The organism is Paraburkholderia sp. GAS348, assembly GCF_050434205.1.
GTDB lineage: Bacteria > Pseudomonadota > Gammaproteobacteria > Burkholderiales > Burkholderiaceae > Paraburkholderia.
In genome coordinates this window covers 99,981-116,836 of record NZ_JBNPVT010000003.1, presented here as the reverse complement: position 1 = coordinate 116,836, position 16,856 = coordinate 99,981, and the positions used below count along the sequence as shown (strand labels likewise).

Sequence of the window (16,856 nt, the reverse complement as noted above, 5' to 3'; positions counted from 1 at the left end):
GGTTACTCCTTGGAAGTGGCGCGTTTGGCGCGCGTGTGATGAAGTGCCAGCGCGGCGTCCACATAAGCGTGCGCCTGGCCGACGTATTGAGCGGGATCGAGCAGTTGCGTGAGGCGCTCGAGCGAAAGATGTTCGGTCACGGCGGGGTCCGCCGAGAGCACGTCGAAGAGCGTCTTGCGCTCGGCGATCGCCGCTTTCGATGCGCGCTCGACGAGATGATGCGCATCGAGCCGGCCGATGCTGTCGCCGAGGGCTAGCATTACCGCTTCGCCGAGAATCAATCCGTGCGTGACGTCGAGATTGGCGGCAAGGCGCGGCACATTCACGTTGAGCCCCACAGCAATCTGCTCGATGTTGGCGAGCGCGCCGCCTGCGAGGCGCGCGAGCTCCGGCAGCGCGTCCCACTCGGCTTGCCAGCCGCCAAGCGCGCGCTCGTGCTCCTGCACCATGCCGGCAAACACCGTGGCCACCAGGCCCGGCGCGCGTGTCGCCGCCGTCAGCACCGCCGCGCAGCCGACCGGGTTGCGCTTGTGCGGCATCGTCGACGAACCGCCCTTGCCTGCCGCGGCGGGCTCGGCCAGTTCGTCGATTTCGGTTTGCATCTGCAGGGAGATATCGCGCGCGATTTTGCCGAGCGTGCCGATCAGCATGCCGAACAGTGCCGCAGTTTCGGCGATGCGATCGCGCTGCGTGTGCCACGGCAAGGTGGGCACGGCGAGCTTGAGTTCTTGAGCCAGCGATTGCGTGACTTGTGGCGCCGCGTCGCGCAGGCTCGCCAGCGTGCCCGCCGCGCCGCCGAATTGCAGCACCAGCACACGCGCACGCAACGCATCGAGCCGCTCGCGATGACGCAGCAACGCGTCGAGCCATTGCGCGAATTTCAGGCCGAGCGTGATGGGCAGCGCCTGCTGCAACCAGGTGCGGCCGATCATTGGCGTCGTGCGATGAGTGGCCGCGAGTTTCGCCAGTGCATCGCACGTGGTTTGCAAGCCGCTGTCGAGCAGATCGAAGGTGTCGCGCAATTGCAGCACCGTCGCCGTATCGATGATGTCCTGGCTCGTCGCGCCCCAATGGACGTACTTCGACGCTTCCGCATCCGCCGCCTTGACGCGCGCGGTGAGTTGTTTGACGAGGGGAATCGCGAGGTTGCCGCCGAGCGCCGCGTCGCGCGCAAGTGCGTCGGCGTCGAGTTGATCGGCCTGACAGGCGCCCTCGATCGCGGCCACGGCGCTGTGCGGAATCACGTTATGCGCAGCCGAAGCGCGCGCAAGCGCTGCTTCGACATCGAGCATCCGTTGCAGCGTGGCACGCGGCGCCCAGACATCGTTCATCGGCTGCGTGCCGCAAAGAAGGCCAGTCAGACGGGCGCTGGAGTCGAGCATGATGGCGTCGATGAGAGGAAATCGAAAGTGAAGGTTTCGCCGGGGCTATCTGGATGCGCTGCGAGGCGCGCCCCCAGGCGCTGTCTATCGAGAGCGTACCGCACCCGGCGTCGCCGCGCATTGAGTACCGAATATCGCCGCGACGGCGGGGCAGGATGCGTCGTGCGCCGAACATCGCCGCGACAGCGGGCCGGACGTGTCGTATGTGCCGTATACGCTGGATGTGCCCTATATGCGGTATGCGCCGTGATGCCGGATGACGTGCAGGAAGCGGGCCTCATGCGCGTTCCGGACAATGCGGCGGGATGCTGGCGCGGCGTGCACGGTTTCGCTTGCCTCGCCAGCGTTTCGGCTTCTCTGCGAGGCAAACGCGAAGACGCCTGCCGCGTTCGCCTGGGCTCAGGCCGCGCGAGCCGCCTGAGTGCCGTCGATCAGCGGCACGCCGGTCAGTTTGTGCAGCGCATCGAAGTCGATGTCCGAGAAGATCTCGCGCACGACGAGGCCCTGGTCGGTGACGTCGATCATCGCCAGATCCGTATAGATGCGGTTGACGCAATTCACGCCCGTGACCGGGTACGTGCATTCCGCCGCGATCTTGCTTTCGCCCTGCTTGGTCAGGTGCTCCATCATCACGTAGACCTGCTTCGCGCCGATGGCGAGATCCATGGCGCCGCCGACTGCCGGAATCGCGTCGGGCGCGCCGGTGTGCCAGTTCGCCAGATCGCCTTTCGCCGACACCTGGAACGCGCCGAGCACGCAGAAATCCAGATGGCCGCCGCGCATCATCGCGAACGAATCTGCGTGATGGAAGTAGGCGCCGCCCGTGAGCAGCGTGACGTGCTGCTTGCCGGCGTTGATCAGTTCGTCGTCTTCCTCACCCTTTGCGGGCGCCGGGCCCATGCCGAGCAAGCCGTTTTCGCTATGCAGGAAGATTTCCTTGTCGGCAGCGAGGTGGTTGGCCACCAGCGTGGGCACGCCGATGCCGAGGTTCACGAAAGCGCCTTCAGGGATATCCTGGGCAACGCGCTTGGCCATTTCATCGCGGGTCAGTTTTTTCATGTCGGTCTCCTCAGGCGGCGGTCGCGGATGCAAGCTCGGCTTGGTGCACGGCTTGCGGCACTTCGATCACGCGTTGCACGAAGATGCCAGGCGTGACGATATTTTCCGGATCGAGCTCACCGAGCGGCACCACTTTCGACACCTGCACGATGGCCGTTTTCGCCGCGCTTGCCATGATCGGCCCGAAGTTGCGCGCGGTCTTGCGATAGACCAGATTGCCCCAACGGTCGCCCTTGAATGCCTTGATCAGCGCGAAGTCCGCATGCAGCGGCGACTCCAGCACGTAATGCCTGCCGTCGATCAGACGGGTTTCCTTGCCTTCCGCGAGCTTGGTGCCATAGCCAGTAGGCGTGAAGAACCCGCCGATGCCTGCGCCCGCGGCGCGAATGCGTTCCGCGAGGTTGCCTTGGGGCACCAGTTCGAGTTCGATTTCGCCGGCGCGATAGAGCGCGTCGAACACATACGAATCGCTTTGGCGCGGGAACGAGCAGATGATCTTGCGCACGCGTTTGGCTTTGAGCAGCGCCGCGAGGCCGATATCGCCGTTACCGGCATTGTTGTTGACGATGGTGAGTTCGCGCGCGCCTTGTTCGATGAGCGCGTCGATCAGCTCGGACGGCATGCCGGCCGTGCCGAAGCCGCCGATCATGACGGTCGCACCGTCGTGGACATCGGCGACCGCCGATTGAAGTGACTCGAAAATCTTGTTGATCATGTCGAATTTCCTTTTGCGGCGCTGCGTGCCGCTGGGCTTGTTGCCTTGGCAGGCATAGGCTTGTGCGGGACGGTCTCCGGGCCTGGGCTGGCGGCGGCTCGCCGGATGGAGATGCGGGCTGGCGCCGTTGGTTTGTTCGCGGTCGATTTGTTCTATATGTGAACACGGATTCGGTTAGCGAACCACTCAGCGATTATGGTTGCCCTCCGGGCGGGTTGTCAAGGCTGGAGATTCCCCTTAATCATAGGTTTTTTGCCTGCCCGGCGGGGGGTCGTTGCTGTACGAGTGCCTGGCTTTTGGCGGCTTTCCCTGAATTGTTTGCCTGCGCGGCGAAAAAACCACTATCCAAAATCAAAATAACTAAACTACCCTCTATCGAGATAGCAAATACCCAAACCTCAAGCGCCGCAGGCAACAACCAGCATGTCCGACACAACCCTGGATCTAAACCTGATCCCCTACCTGGTAGCGATGGAAGACACCCGCAACGTGAGCCGCGCAGCGGAACAACTCGGCGTCAGCCAACCCCGCGTCAGCACCGCGCTAGGCCGCCTGCGGGAATACTTCGACGATCCGCTCTTCGTGCGGACATCGAAAGGCATGGAGCCCACGCCGCGCGCGCTCGCCATCCTCCCCGCCGCCCGCGACGCGCTTCTGCGTATCGAGAAAGGCATGCTCGACGCGCAGGACTTCGATCCGGCCACGAGCACTCATACCTTCTCCATCGCCCTCTCCGACGTCGGCGAAATCGTCTTCCTGCCACGGCTCCTGCAACTCTTCGCCGAACGCGCGCCCAATGCGAATCTGCGCTCGGTGTCGCTCTCGCCCTCGCAGGTGGAACGCGGACTCGAATCGGGCGACGTCGACCTCGCTGTGGGTTATTTTCCCGATCTGTCGGGCAACAACTTCTTCCAGCAACGGCTCTTCACCCATCGGTTCATCTGCCTGATGCGCACGGGGCATCCCCTGTCGAAGGCGCCCCTCACGCTGCCTCAGTACGTGGCGTCGGGCCACGCAGTCGTGCGTGCCGAAGGACGCAGCCAGGAAATCCTCGAACATTACCTGGAAAAGAAACGTATCAAGCGCCGCGCCGTACTCGAAACGCCGCACTTCATGAGCCTGCCGTTCATCCTCGCGCGCACCGATCTGCTCGCGACAGTGCCGCACGCCATCGGCTTCGCGTACGTGTCGGAACATGCATCGATCACGCTGGTCGAGCCGCCGCTGCCATTGCCGCGCTTCGATCTGCGGCAGCACTGGCATCGCAAGTTTCATAACGATCCGCGGGCGAGCTGGCTGCGCAGTATCGTCGCCGAGCTCTTCAACGACGAGATGGACGAGTGGCCAAAGTGAGCTCGCACCCCGCCCGCGAAAGGGACATCGGCACGATGCGACGCAAAACATGGAACAATGGCCGCACTCATTGAACCCGCGCGCTCCGTCCAGCGTCGACGCGCGATCCCAGAGGAGCGACGGATGGCCAGCAGCAAACCCAAGAAAATCAAACCCGCGGCCGCGGTAGGCCGCCCCAGCCGCGAGGAAGCCGAAGCAGCCGTACGCGTGCTGCTGCGTTGGGCCGGCGACGATCCCGAGCGCGAAGGCCTGATCGATACGCCAGCGCGCGTGGTGCGCTCCTATGAGGAGTTCTACGCGGGTTATCAGGTCGATCCGCGCGAGATCCTCGCCCGCACCTTCTCCGAGGTGGACGGCTACGACGAAATGATCGTGCTGAAAGATATCCGCTTCGAAAGCTATTGCGAACACCACATGGTGCCGATCATCGGGCGGGCGCACGTCGCGTATCTCCCTGGGCATCGGGTGGTCGGCATTTCGAAGCTGGCGCGACTCGTCGATGCATTCGCCAAGCGTCTGCAGATCCAGGAAAAGATGACCGTGCAAATCGCCGATACGTTGAACGACGTGCTGCAACCAGAGGGCGTCGGCGTGATTCTCGAAGCGGCGCATCAATGCATGTCCACACGGGGCGTGCACAAGGCCGGTGTCACGATGGTCACCTCGCGCATGCTGGGCACGTTCCGTACCGATCCGTCGACGCGCCGCGAGTTTTTGTCGATCGTGGGCAATCCTGGTGTAGTGGCGGTCGCCAATACCTGAATCGCGATCCGGTCGCGCCGCGCTGACCGGTTCCCGCAACACGGCAGCGGCCAACGCGAAGTCCGCCTGCAATCGACTTGCTGACGACAACCGTGCTGCCGACCCCGTCATCGCCAGCGCGCAAAACAGGAGTTCTGCAATTGGTAGAGTTTCCGTCGTCGGCGGTTTCAACCTGGGGCGGCGCGTTCGTCTTCGTCAACGTCCTGTTGACGCGCCTCGGCGTGCCGATTCCTGCGGTCCCCGTGCTGCTCTTCGCGGGCTCCGCGATTGCCGCCGGCACCCTGTCTTTCTGGCCGATCCTGTTCGCCGCCGTACTCGGCGCGCTCATCGGCGACGGCACATGGTTCGCCGCCGGCCGCATCTACGGACGCAAACTGATCGCCGCCTTGAGCCGGATCTCCCCGGCGGTCGATTCCAGGGTCGACATGGCTCGCTCGCTATTCGAGCGCTTCGGCGTGCCGCTCGTGTCGATCTCGAAGTTCGTCCCTGGACTCGGACTCATCACGCCGCCGCTCATGGGCACGACCGCCGTGGATAGCCGCATCTACGCGGTGTGGGACCTTGCCGGCGCGCTGGCGTGGGCCACCTTCTGGCTACTCGGCGGCGCCGCGGCGGAACGGCAATTGCATATGCTGCTCGCCTTCGTCAGAGCGCGCGGCGGCACGGTGATCGACATCCTGCTGGCCGCCGCGTTGACCTATCTGCTGTACCGCCTGCTGCAGCGACGCCGCGAACGGCGCCGTTGCGCCGACGCCGCCGGCGCGAGCGCGTCGCAAGCGACGCCCGGCGGATGGCGCCACATCACGCCCCCCAAGGTCCTGGATGCCCGCCCACCCGCATCGGCAAGTGAAGCGCTGTGCCCTTTTCCCGGCGTGCTGACGCTCGACCCGCACTCGCCTGAACAGGTCGACAGTGCGCTGCTCGCCTACGACATGGTGATTTACTGCATTTGCCCGGACAGCGCGACCGCCGTGGAGATCACGCAACGGATGCGCCAGAACGGCTACACGCGAATTCGCGCGCTGAGGGGCGGCCTCGACGCCTGGCAAAAGCGCGGGTTTGCGGTCGAACCTCTCTCGCCGACGGACGAATCGACCACCGCCAAACGCACGCCGGAGACTTACGGCGAAGCAAGCGGCGCGGTGACGCTGCGCGGGTTCGCCCCTCGGCGCAGCAAAAGCGCCTGGGCAAGTCCCTGAGTAACCGCCCGGCCTGGTGCCGGTTGGCAGCGGCCAGCAGATCGAGCGCATTCGCACCTTCCGCCCGCCGTCTCACAGTTTGCGCAGCAGTCCCGCTGCCGCACGCATCCGCCGTTTGCGCTCCTTCCTGAGCCAATCAAGCGCTGCACCGGTGTCGCCGGATCCGGCTAGCAAGCCCAGGTTGTCGCGCAGCAGCATCTCGCTCGCGACAATATCGTTCAGCGTACCGAAACGCTTCTGAATCTGCTTTAACCGCTTCAGGACACGTTTGTGGCTACCGCTCAGCACCGGCTCGAAAAACTCGAGCAGATAGCGCACTTTTTTTCCCGCCTTTCTGACTTCATGAAACGCGGTGTAGTTGGAGCGCTTTGCGTGAGACGCGCGTTTTATGCGCTTTTTCAGCGAACGTTCAGAAGCGGCCACGCGCCGATCGACGAACGCTTGCAGCGGCACGCGCTCATGGGCCGTGTTCAATTCCTTACTGGCACTGGTCAGGGCGTCTTGCAGCAGATGTTTGACGTCCGCGTTCGAAAGCGTTTCACGGCTCGTCGCCAACGCGCCGCCGCGCGCCTCCTCAAGCATCGGTGTCATCTCGCGCGCCACGCGCTCGTGCTGGGCAATCAGTTCGATCAGAATGTCCCAATCGCGCGTCTTGCCGGCTGCCGTCGCCAGATACTTGAACAGCGCCCGTTGGCGCGTGTTCTCACCTTTGTCCAGCAAGGGTTCGAACGCCCACCACAATGAGCGCAACCGCCGCAGCGACACCCGCAGTTTGTGCAGCGTTTCGGGCGACGCGTCTTCGCGCACCGCATTGGCGTGTTCGATGGCCTCGTCGACAAGGGGCGACGCGTACGATGCGAAGGCCGTCTCCGCCGAGGACTCAGCGCCGGACGGCTTGCTATCCGAAGCCCGTTTGTCGATTTTCCGGCTTGCTCCCTTCATCGGACGTCCTTCAAAAGTCCCTTTCATGTCAGCCTAGCAAAAAAAGGGGCCCGGTGGATATCCGCCGGCGCGTCGCCTAAACTGCACGAGGATGGCCGCAAGAAAATCCGCGTTGCATGAGTCGCAATCCGCCGCAAGTCGTGGAGGCCCTTGGGTCGCGCGAGTCTGTATGCGACCTTGGCGGCAGTTGAACTGGAAAATCCGTTCCACCGCACAGAGTGCACTTCTCGTGCATAGTTATTTTCGGACCACTTATCATTATTGCGCGCCGCGCAGGCGGCGGTCTATCCGTAGCGCCAACCTCCACGCACTTTCCGCGAACATCCGTTCCGCATAGCCGTCACGCAACTGTCATCATTACGACACACAGGCACCGCAGGATCGGCAGTTCCGCGACAAACTTTTTTGGGGCTCACGCCATGCCGGAACTTTCGTACCCACAACCGGGCGCTGCAAGTGGAAAGGGACGCAATATTGGCCTGATCATCTTCCTCGTTGTGATTGCGATCGGCGCTGCTTATTGCGCCATGCATCTGGCGGACGATCTGCAACCGGTTCGCGAAGCCTCGTTTTTGCCCTACCTGCTGCTCGGCATTGCGCTCGTGATCGCGCTCGGCTTCGAATTCGTCAACGGCTTTCATGACACGGCCAACGCTGTCGCCACGGTGATCTACACGCATTCGCTCGCGCCGAACATTGCGGTGGTCTGGTCAGGGGGATGGAATTTCCTCGGTGTGCTTACTTCAACGGGCGCGGTCGCGTTCGGCATTCTGCAACTCCTGCCCGTCGAATTGATTCTGCAAGTGGGCAGCAGCGCGGGCTTTGCGATGGTCTTCGCGCTGTTGATCGCGGCGATCATCTGGAATCTGGGCACCTGGTATTTCGGACTGCCGTCCTCGAGTTCGCATACGCTGATCGGTTCGATCATCGGCGTCGGCCTGATGAATCAACTGATGCACGGCGCGAACGGCACGAGCGGCGTGGACTGGAATCAGGCGCTCGGCGTGGGCAAGTCGTTACTGTTGTCGCCACTGGTCGGCTTTCTTGCTTCCGCCTTGCTGCTGTTGATCCTCAAGGCCGTGGTACGCGTTCCCGCGTTGTATGCGGAGCCGAAGGGGAAGGAGCCGCCGCCGTTCTGGATTCGCGCCCTGCTGATTCTGACCTGTACGGGCGTTTCGTTCGCGCACGGTTCGAACGACGGGCAGAAAGGCATGGGTCTCATCATGCTGATCCTGATCGGCACGGTGCCGACGGCCTACGCGCTGAACAAGGCGGTCACGCCGGCGGAAACGCAGACCTACCTCGCGGTCGCGCAACAGGCCTCGGCCACGTTCGCCAAGTACGCCCAGGGCGCGGCGCCGTCCACCGATCCGCGCGCCGATGTCGAAGCGTACGTGCGCACGCGCCAGTTGACGCCCGCCACGTTGCCGGCCTTGCAGCAACTGACCGATATGATCGGCAGGCAGGTCACCGAGTCCGGATCGATAGCAACTGTGCCGCAAAGCATCGTCGATAACGTGCGCAACAACATGTATGTTGCGTCCGAAGCAATTCGCCTGATGGAGAAGACCAAACAGCCGGCCTTCGCACCGGCAGACGCCAAGGCCATCGACAACTTCAAGGTGCAAACCGATCACGCCACCAAGTTCATCCCGACGTGGGTCAAGGTCGCCGTGGCCATCGCCCTGGGTCTCGGCACGATGGTCGGCTGGAAGCGCATCGTCGTCACAGTCGGCGAGAAGATCGGCAAGCAGCATCTGACCTATGGACAGGGTGCGTCGGCTGAAGTGGTGGCGATGTTGACGATCGGCGCGGCCGACATGTACGGCTTGCCGGTCTCGACAACGCACGTGCTGTCGTCCGGCGTGGCCGGCACCATGGCGGCTAACGGCTCCGGCTTGCAATGGGGCACCGTGCGCAGCCTGATCCTCGCGTGGGTGCTGACGCTGCCGGTTTCAATCGCGCTGGCAGGGGGCTTGTACTGGTTCTTCAGGCTGGTGTTCTGAAACGGCTGAAACGGCTGAAACCGCGGGTGCCGCTCGCAAGTCCGGCCACAGCGAAGACAAGAAAAGCGCGGTGTCTGCCGCGCTTTTTTTCATTCCACCGAGCCGAAGCCCGAGACTCAATCAATACACTTCCGGCACGATCATCGACGGCGGCACCGGCTGGCGGCTGTATTCGTCGTGATAGACCCGTGCCGGCAATTCGACACGCGGGTGCTCGATCTCGTGATACGGCACCTGGCTCAGCAGATGGTGAATGCAGTTCAGGCGCGCGCGTTTCTTGTCGACCGCCTGCACGACCCACCAGGGCGCTTCGGGAATGTGCGAGCGCTGCAGCATGACTTCTTTCGCCTGCGTATAGGCTTCCCAGCGGCGCCGGCTTTCCAGGTCCATCGGGCTCAGCTTCCACTGCTTCAGCGGATCGTGGATGCGGTTCTGAAAGCGGATCTCCTGTTCTTCGTCCGTGATCGAAAACCAGTATTTGAGAATCTGCACGCCGCTTCGCACCAGCATCTTTTCGAATTCCGGAACCGAGCGGAAAAATTCTTCGTATTCGTCGTCGCTGCAAAAATTCATCACACGCTCGACACCCGCGCGGTTGTACCAGCTGCGGTCGAACAGCACCATTTCGCCGCCGGCCGGCAGATGCGACGCGTAACGCTGGAAATACCATTGCGTGCGTTCGCGGTTGTTCGGCGCCGGCAACGCCGCCACGCGGCACACGCGCGGATTGAGCCGCTGCGTGATGCGTTTGATCGCGCCGCCCTTGCCGGCCGCATCGCGCCCTTCGAAAATCACCACCAGGCGATGGCCGGTCTGCACGATCCAGTCCTGCAGTTTGACGAGCTCGCCCTGCAACCGGAACAGCTCGCGGAAGTACACTTTGCGCGCCTCGCGAAGCTCGGGCGTGAAGCCTCCCGCACCGTCGATGATGCGGTCGTCGACCTCCATTTCGAGCTCCTCGTCGTACGCATCGATAAGGTCTTCCTCGAAACGGCGTTGCCGCTCTGCCATGACTTCGGCCTCGGGTCTCGGATCCAGCTCTTTCATTGCGACTCTCCTGGCAACGGAAATGGTTAGGCGCGCGGCGCATGCGCGTCGCGAACGCGCTCGATTATCGAAGCGCGAAGTGTCAGCCGTGTTACCAGCGCGGCAGCCGCGCGTTGGGGCGCGGCGCGTTCTCCAGCGGCTTACGCGCTTTTTGGATACTCATCATAGCGAGTTTTGCCCGGTCGCCCAGCGCTAACGCAATGGCTTCGCAAAGCTGAGTTCGTGACCGTCGGGATCGCTAATGTGGAAATAGCGCTCGCCCCAAGGCGCATCGGACGGTTCGAGCGACGGCGTCAAACCCGCCGCCAGCGCCTTCCGGTAGAGCGCATCGACGTCCGAGACATAAATGATCACGCGGCCCCACCAGTTGACTGGGGCGCGCGTATCGACGATCAGGTTCAGATACGAACCGCCGAATGCAAACGACGTAAACGCTTCGTGCGAACCGCCGAATTTGATCGGAAAACCAAGCGCTTCGTAAAACAGCACTGCGCGCGGCATGTCGCGGGTGGCGAGCGTGATGGCGCTGAGCGACTCGATGTGCGGCTCGCCCGGGTCAGTCGGGTCGGTCGGCGCGCCCGACGAGGCAGAGGCTGCGGCTGAGGTGGCGGGTGAGTTCATGGCGGCTGTCTCCTTGTTGGCATGGTAGCGCCTGATCGGCTTGTATGGCGTGTGTCGCGTACCCTGCCGCGCCCACACTTGAAAACCCGTCCACCGCCCCGCATCTCGACTCCCGCTTATCCGGAGCATCGCCATGGGAAGCCGTCCACGCTTCATCGATGACCTGCCGCGCGCCGCATCCAACGCCCCCGGGCCCGATCCACTCAACGCTTTATCCGACGACGCTCTGCTCGACGCCTATTCCCGCACCGTAATCGGCGCGCTGGAACGCGTACAGCAGGCGGTCGCCTTCGTTTCAGTCGAACGCCGGCTGCCCGGCGCCCCCTCCGGGCGCGAGAGCCGCGGCGCGCGCGGCGGCACCGGCTCGGGTTTTCTGTTCACGCCCGACGGCTATTTGCTCACCAACAGCCACGTCGTGCATGGCGCCACGCACATCAAGGTGACGCTCGCCGACGGCGCGAAATTCGACGCCGATCTGGTCGGCGACGATCCCGGCAGCGATCTCGCCGTGCTGCGCATCGGCTCGCCGGAGCCGTTGCCGCACGTCGAACTCGGCGAATCGTCGAAGCTGCGGGCCGGCCAGATTGCGATCGCGGTCGGCAATCCGCTCGGCCTCGCGCAAACCGTGACGACTGGCGTGATCTCGGCGCTTGGCCGTTCGCTGCGTTCGAATTCGGGCCGCATGATCTACGACGTAATTCAGACGGATGCCGCGCTCAATCCCGGCAATTCGGGCGGCCCGCTGATCAATTCGGCCGGTCAGGTGATCGGCGTGAACACCGCGATCATTCCCGGCGCGCAGGCGATCTGCTTCGCCACCGCGATCGATACGGCCAAGTGGGTCATCATGCAGATCTTCGCGCACGGCCGCGTGCGGCGCGCGTACATCGGCGTGGCCGGCACCACGAGGCCGCTGTCGCGCCGCGTGCAGCGCTATTTCGCGCTGAGTTCGGAAAGCGGCGTACACGTCATGGAAATCGTCAAAGGCAGCCCGGCCGCGCTCGGCGGTCTGCGTACCGACGACACGATCGTCGCGATTGATGCGCTTGCCGTGCAAGACGTCGATAGCCTGCAACGCACGCTCGACGCCTCGCGTATCGACAAGCCGGTCAACGTGACCGTGCTGCGTGGCGCGCAACGGCTCGAATTGACCTTGACGCCGGTCGAGCAGACAAGCTGACTGAGTGGCTGCACAGCGGCTCAAAGAAGTTTCGCGCTCCGCGCCTTTTCGCTCCGTGCCTGACGCGCCATTAGTCACGCAGATAAAAAAGGCCTCACACTCAAATGGAGTGCGAGGCCTTTCTTCTGCCTGCGGCGCATCTGCAAAGATGCGCCGCCCAGGTGCACTGAAACAAGTTAAATCAAACGCTCACTGAATCACCCGCGTGACACCACGGCCACGCGGATCGGCTGCGGCTTCCGGCGTATCGCCATTGACCTTGATCGCCTGGATGTCGCCGCTGAAATCCTGCCCCTTCAGCGTGTAGCCCTTGGCCTCGATCTGCTTGGCGAGCTCGCCGTCGATCGGCTTGTACGGCTCCCAGAAAATCGTGTTCGGCGGCAACAGCTGGTGATGGAAGCGCATCGCGCCGACAGCTTCCGGCAACGGCATGTTGAAGTCGTAGATATTGTTGATCACCTGGAAGATCGACGTGAAGATGCGCGAGCCACCGGGCGTGCCGATCACGAGCGACACCTTGCCGTCCTTGGTCAGAATCGTCGGGCTCATCGACGACAACGGGCGCTTCTTCGGTGCAATCGAATTCGCGTCGCTGCCCACCACACCGAACATGTTCGCGACACCCGGCTTCGCGGAGAAGTCGTCCATCTCGTCGTTCAGCACGATGCCCGTGCGATCCGCCACCACCCCCGAGCCGAAGTAGCCGTTGATGGTGTACGTGTTCGACACGGCGTTACCCCACTTGTCGATCACCGAGAAGTGTGTGGTTTCCGCTTTCTCAGGCATCGTTGTGCCCAGACCCGGCTGCACGCTCTTCGTATCCGACGGCGTATTCGGGTTCACTTCCGCGGCACGCTTGGCGATGTATGCGTCGTCGGTCAGTTGCGCGACCGGCACCTTGTAGAAATCCGGATCGCCGAGATACTGCGCACGATCGGCGAACACGCGCTTCTCGATTTCAGCGATCAGGTGCACGTATTGCGCGGAGTTAAGCGTGACGTCCTTGAAGTCGGGCGCAAGGTCGGCCTTCATCTTCAACAACTGCACGAGACCGATACCGCCTGAGCTCGGGGGTGGCGCGGTAATCACGCGATAGCCGTTCCAGTTGGCCTGGATCGGCTGACGCCACACCGCCTTGTACTGCTGCAGATCGGCCTTCGTAATCAGACCGTGACCGCGCATGGACGCCGCGATCAGATCAGCCGTCTTGCCCTGGTAGAAGTCTTTCGCGCCCTGATCCGAAATGCGTTGCAGCACGGCGGCGAGATCCGGTTGCTTGAAGTTGACGCCCTGCTTCAGGTTGCCAAAGTAGGTATCGAAGTTGGTCTTGCCGGCAAAGTCTTTCGCGGCGTCGTCGCGGCGTTGCTGCAATTGCTCGCTGACCTCGAAGCCGTCGCGTGCGTAATGAATGGCCGGTGCGAGCACCTGCTTCCATTTGAGCTTGCCGAAGCGGCGCTGCGCTTGCCACATGCCGTCGACGGTGCCCGGCACGCCCACCGCGCGATAACCGAACAGACTCATGTCCTTGATGACCTCGCCCTTGTCGTCGAGGTACATGTTCTTCGTCGCAGCCAGTGGCGCGCGCTCGCGATAGTCGAGGAAGTACGGCTTGCCGTCGACATACAGCGTCATGAAACCGCCGCCGCCGATATTGCCCGCTTCCGGATACGTCACGGCAAGCGTAAAGGCAATCGCGACTGCCGCGTCGACGGCGTTGCCGCCTTCCTTGAAAATCTGTTCTGCGGCATCGGCGCTGTACTTGTCGGCGACCGCAATGGCGGACGCCGTGAGAATTGCCGGTTGCGCTTTCGCGGGCGCTTTAGCAAAGGCCGGGGTGACTTCGAGAAAACCGCTTGAAACAGAGACGAGTGCGACTAGCGCAAGTCCGCTAACGGACGACTTGGCGTTGTGAAACAACTTCATTGGATATCCCCCAAGACGACTTCTTCATCTGACGATAATGAAAGCTGCCTTGGGCTTATAACATGCCGATCCGGCATATGCGAAGCCGTTACACGCTTAGGGTGCATGCTGCAGTACACAAAAACGCCCCCTTCATGACGCTAATTGTTGCGGATAGCGGTATTCGAATCGGCATCGCACGCGGTTGATGCACCGCGTCACAAGGCGCGGCGCACCGCGCATTGAACACTCAAGCATTCCCTCTGCTGCCGCGTGCGATTTCATCGCCGGCGCCTTGCGGCAAGCGCGCGGTCACCGGAATCGACAGGAACGAGAACAGGCCGACCACGAGGAACGCCGGCCAGAAGTCGGAGAACACGATGCTCGAATGACCCTGCACGTTATGCGAGATTTGCAGCACGATGCCGGCGATCGTCACGCCGAGCCCCAACGAAATCTGCTGGATCACGCTCGCGACACTCGTCGCACGGCCGACGTCGCGGCTCGGAATATCCGCATACGCCAAGGTATTCAACGAGGTGAACTGCAACGACGGGAAGAAGCCGCCGAACAGCACCACACACCAGATCAGCCAGTGCGGCGTGCCGGGAAAGAACAACCCGTAGACAGCGATCGCGAGGCCCGCGCAGCCCGCGTTGAACATCAGCACCGTGCGGAAACCGAAACGGCCGAGAATGCGCGACGCGGCCGCCTTCATGAAAATCGAGCCGAACGCGGACGCGCAGGTGATCGACCCCGACTTGAACGCCGTCATGCCAAGTCCCTCCTGCAATGCAAGCGGCAACAGAAACGGCACCGCGCCGAGGCCGATGCGAAACAGCGAGCCGCCCACCACGCTCGCGTGAAAACTCGGAATGCGCAACAGCCGCAAATCGAGCACCGGCAACTCGACGCGGTTCGCGTACAGCACGTACATCGCGAGCAGCACCACGCCGATCACGCACATGCTGACCGATACCGTGTTGGGGACGAGTTCGCCGCCTACCAGCGAGAGCCCCAGCATGAATAGTGACGCCCCGCTCGCCGACAACGCGAAACCGGTCCAGTCGAGCCGGCCGGGATGCGCTTCGCGCACGTTGGCAATGTGCTTGTTCGCGAGCCAGATGCCCAGCAGGCCAATCGGAATGTTGATGAAGAAGATCAGGCGCCAGTGCAGATAGGTCGTAATGAAACCGCCGAGCGGCGGCCCGACCACGGGACCGAGCAGCGCAGGCACCGTCAGATAGTTGACGGCGCGGATGAAGTCCGACTTGGGCACCGAACGAAAAATAATGATGCGACCCACCGGCACCATCATCGCGCCGCCGATGCCTTGCACGAAGCGAGCAACCACGAAGGTGCCGAGCGAAGTGGACGCCGCGCACATCAGCGAGCCCGCCATGAAGACGCCGATTGCCGTGCGAAACACCGTGCGCGAACCGAAGCGGTCGGCGACCCAGCCGCAAATGGGAATGAAGACACCGAGGCCGATGACGTAAGCCGTCACGGCAAGCTTGAGGGTGATGGGGTCCTGGCCAAGGTCGCGCGCCAGAACTGGCAGCGACGTCACGATGACCGTGCCGTCCACGTTTTCCATGAACATGGCACACGCGACGATCAGCGGAACAATAAAAGTGCCTAAAGCGAGAGGCATTGGCATGACGGCGGGTTGCAAGGCCACCGGTATAAAGGGGCAATTATCGCACCGCATCGACAACAGATGTTGCCAAACGAAGCGTTGCCGTATTCACGCGAATGACGCGCTATTATCCGCCGCCCGATAGTTGAGCGCGCAACGAGACTGCAAGGACCAGGAAAAACAGGAGTGAAAAAGAAGCGAAAAAACGACGCGATGGCGAGCCGGCATACAGCCGGCTCACCATGCAATACAGCAGCGATTCGGGAGCGAGACTTAGCGCGAGGCGCTGACCAGCGGTTGCAGCTGCGGCAGGATCTCGGTGCTGGCGCGAGCGACGTCGTTCGGGAAGTCGATCTCGATCCACGGCAAGCCGGTCACGTCGGCCGTGTCGAACACCTGGCTGCGCTCCAGCAACAGGTCGCGCACCGCTTCTTCGTGCGGCATGTTGGCCCGGCCGCTATCCACGTAGCCCGCGACGATCTGCGTGAAACGTTGCGCGGTTTCCTGGCGGAAGCGGAAGAAGCCGACCGATTCACCAATGGTGTCGTACGCGAGATTGACGGCGAGCTGCTTGCGCAATTCGACAGGCACGCCGTCTTTCAGGCAGAGCTTGACGGGCTCGTCGCCCGCTTCGAAATCACGGTCGATCAGCAGACGGTTGATCGTCTCGCCCGCCACCAGCGCGCTCAGAATGCGCTCATCGTAAAGCACGTCGGCGTCCATCAACAGCACGTCGCCGCCGCGCGTCAGCGCCTCGGCCACCGTGTGCACCGTCAGCACGCTGCCCAGGTCGTAACGCGGGTTCAGGACGGTTTCCACCTTATGCGGCCAGTTGATCCGCTCCAGTTCCGCCTGCACCGATTCCGGCTGAAAACCGAGCGCCAGCACGACATCAGTCACGCCGGCAGCGTCAAGCATTTGCAGATGCCGTTCGAGCAGGCTCATACCGTCGAACTGCAACAGGCACTTCGGAAACTGTGCCTGCGGCGGTTGCTGGAGACGCAGGCCGAGGCCCGCTGCGAGGATGATGGCACGCATGCGCGGTCCTT

The 16,856-nt window shown here is 62.8% G+C and carries 14 protein-coding genes; 5 read left to right on the top strand and 9 right to left on the bottom strand.

Going from position 1 to position 16,856, the window contains the following annotated elements; translation table 11 throughout:
• Window positions 1–2: 2 nt before the first annotated feature.
• From P3T22_RS05985 to P3T22_RS05975, 3 genes are all read right to left on the bottom strand, one after another.
• The gene (locus P3T22_RS05985; protein WP_429324502.1) at window positions 3–1,382 is read right to left on the bottom strand and encodes a 3-carboxy-cis,cis-muconate cycloisomerase; all 1,380 of its coding nucleotides are present in this window, start codon (window positions 1,380–1,382) and stop codon (window positions 3–5) included.
• 399 nt (window positions 1,383–1,781) lie between these two features.
• Window positions 1,782–2,441 carry a 3-oxoacid CoA-transferase subunit B gene (locus P3T22_RS05980; RefSeq protein ID WP_063499975.1) on the bottom strand — a complete coding sequence of 220 codons (660 nt, stop codon included), beginning with the start codon at window positions 2,439–2,441 and terminating at the stop codon, window positions 1,782–1,784.
• Between the two features lie 10 nt (window positions 2,442–2,451).
• Window positions 2,452–3,156: a 3-oxoacid CoA-transferase subunit A gene (locus tag P3T22_RS05975; RefSeq protein ID WP_063499976.1), complete on the bottom strand. Its 705-nt coding sequence runs from the start codon at window positions 3,154–3,156 to the stop codon at window positions 2,452–2,454.
• Between the two features lie 423 nt (window positions 3,157–3,579).
• Here P3T22_RS05975 and P3T22_RS05970 point away from each other — a divergent pair, with 423 nt between their 5' ends.
• The 3 genes from P3T22_RS05970 to P3T22_RS05960 all read left to right on the top strand — a co-directional run bounded on the left by P3T22_RS05970 (window position 3,580) and on the right by P3T22_RS05960 (window position 6,470).
• Window positions 3,580–4,509: a LysR family transcriptional regulator gene (locus P3T22_RS05970; protein WP_429324501.1), complete on the top strand. Its 930-nt coding sequence runs from the start codon at window positions 3,580–3,582 to the stop codon at window positions 4,507–4,509.
• Between the two features lie 123 nt (window positions 4,510–4,632).
• Complete coding sequence (gene folE / locus P3T22_RS05965) at window positions 4,633–5,271, top strand: GTP cyclohydrolase I FolE (RefSeq protein WP_063499978.1); 639 nt, start codon at window positions 4,633–4,635, stop codon at window positions 5,269–5,271.
• A 140-nt stretch (window positions 5,272–5,411) separates the two neighbouring features.
• Complete coding sequence (locus P3T22_RS05960) at window positions 5,412–6,470, top strand: VTT domain-containing protein (RefSeq protein ID WP_429324500.1); 1,059 nt, start codon at window positions 5,412–5,414, stop codon at window positions 6,468–6,470.
• Window positions 6,471–6,542: 72 nt separating this feature from the next.
• Here the strand turns inward: P3T22_RS05960 and P3T22_RS05955 are convergent, their stop codons facing one another.
• Window positions 6,543–7,412, bottom strand: coding sequence for a CHAD domain-containing protein (locus tag P3T22_RS05955; protein WP_429324499.1), 870 nt, complete (start codon window positions 7,410–7,412; stop codon window positions 6,543–6,545).
• A gap of 419 nt (window positions 7,413–7,831) precedes the next feature.
• Between P3T22_RS05955 and P3T22_RS05950 the strand changes: the two genes are divergently transcribed.
• Window positions 7,832–9,418: an inorganic phosphate transporter gene (locus P3T22_RS05950; protein ID WP_063499981.1), complete on the top strand. Its 1,587-nt coding sequence runs from the start codon at window positions 7,832–7,834 to the stop codon at window positions 9,416–9,418.
• Window positions 9,419–9,538: 120 nt separating this feature from the next.
• On the opposite strand, the gene ppk2 is transcribed toward P3T22_RS05950, so the two are convergent.
• A complete protein-coding gene (gene ppk2, locus P3T22_RS05945) occupies window positions 9,539–10,465 on the bottom strand; it encodes a polyphosphate kinase 2 (protein ID WP_063499982.1) in 927 nt (308 codons plus the stop codon).
• Between the two features lie 192 nt (window positions 10,466–10,657).
• Entirely contained in the window at window positions 10,658–11,086 is a 429-nt protein-coding gene (locus tag P3T22_RS05940; RefSeq protein WP_063499983.1) for a VOC family protein, read from the bottom strand.
• A 133-nt stretch (window positions 11,087–11,219) separates the two neighbouring features.
• On the opposite strand from P3T22_RS05940, the gene P3T22_RS05935 reads away from it, so the two are divergent.
• Entirely contained in the window at window positions 11,220–12,266 is a 1,047-nt protein-coding gene (locus P3T22_RS05935; protein ID WP_429324498.1) for a S1C family serine protease, read from the top strand.
• A gap of 189 nt (window positions 12,267–12,455) precedes the next feature.
• On the opposite strand, the gene ggt is transcribed toward P3T22_RS05935, so the two are convergent.
• From ggt to P3T22_RS05920, 3 genes are all read right to left on the bottom strand, one after another.
• Window positions 12,456–14,189 carry a gamma-glutamyltransferase gene (gene ggt / locus P3T22_RS05930; RefSeq protein WP_429324497.1) on the bottom strand — a complete coding sequence of 578 codons (1,734 nt, stop codon included), beginning with the start codon at window positions 14,187–14,189 and terminating at the stop codon, window positions 12,456–12,458.
• Between the two features lie 229 nt (window positions 14,190–14,418).
• On the bottom strand, window positions 14,419–15,822 hold the full coding sequence (locus P3T22_RS05925) for an MFS transporter (protein ID WP_429324687.1): 1,404 nt from the start codon (window positions 15,820–15,822) through the stop codon (window positions 14,419–14,421).
• A gap of 258 nt (window positions 15,823–16,080) precedes the next feature.
• Window positions 16,081–16,845: an NTP transferase domain-containing protein gene (locus P3T22_RS05920; RefSeq protein ID WP_063499987.1), complete on the bottom strand. Its 765-nt coding sequence runs from the start codon at window positions 16,843–16,845 to the stop codon at window positions 16,081–16,083.
• Between the last annotated feature and the right edge of the window lie 11 nt (window positions 16,846–16,856).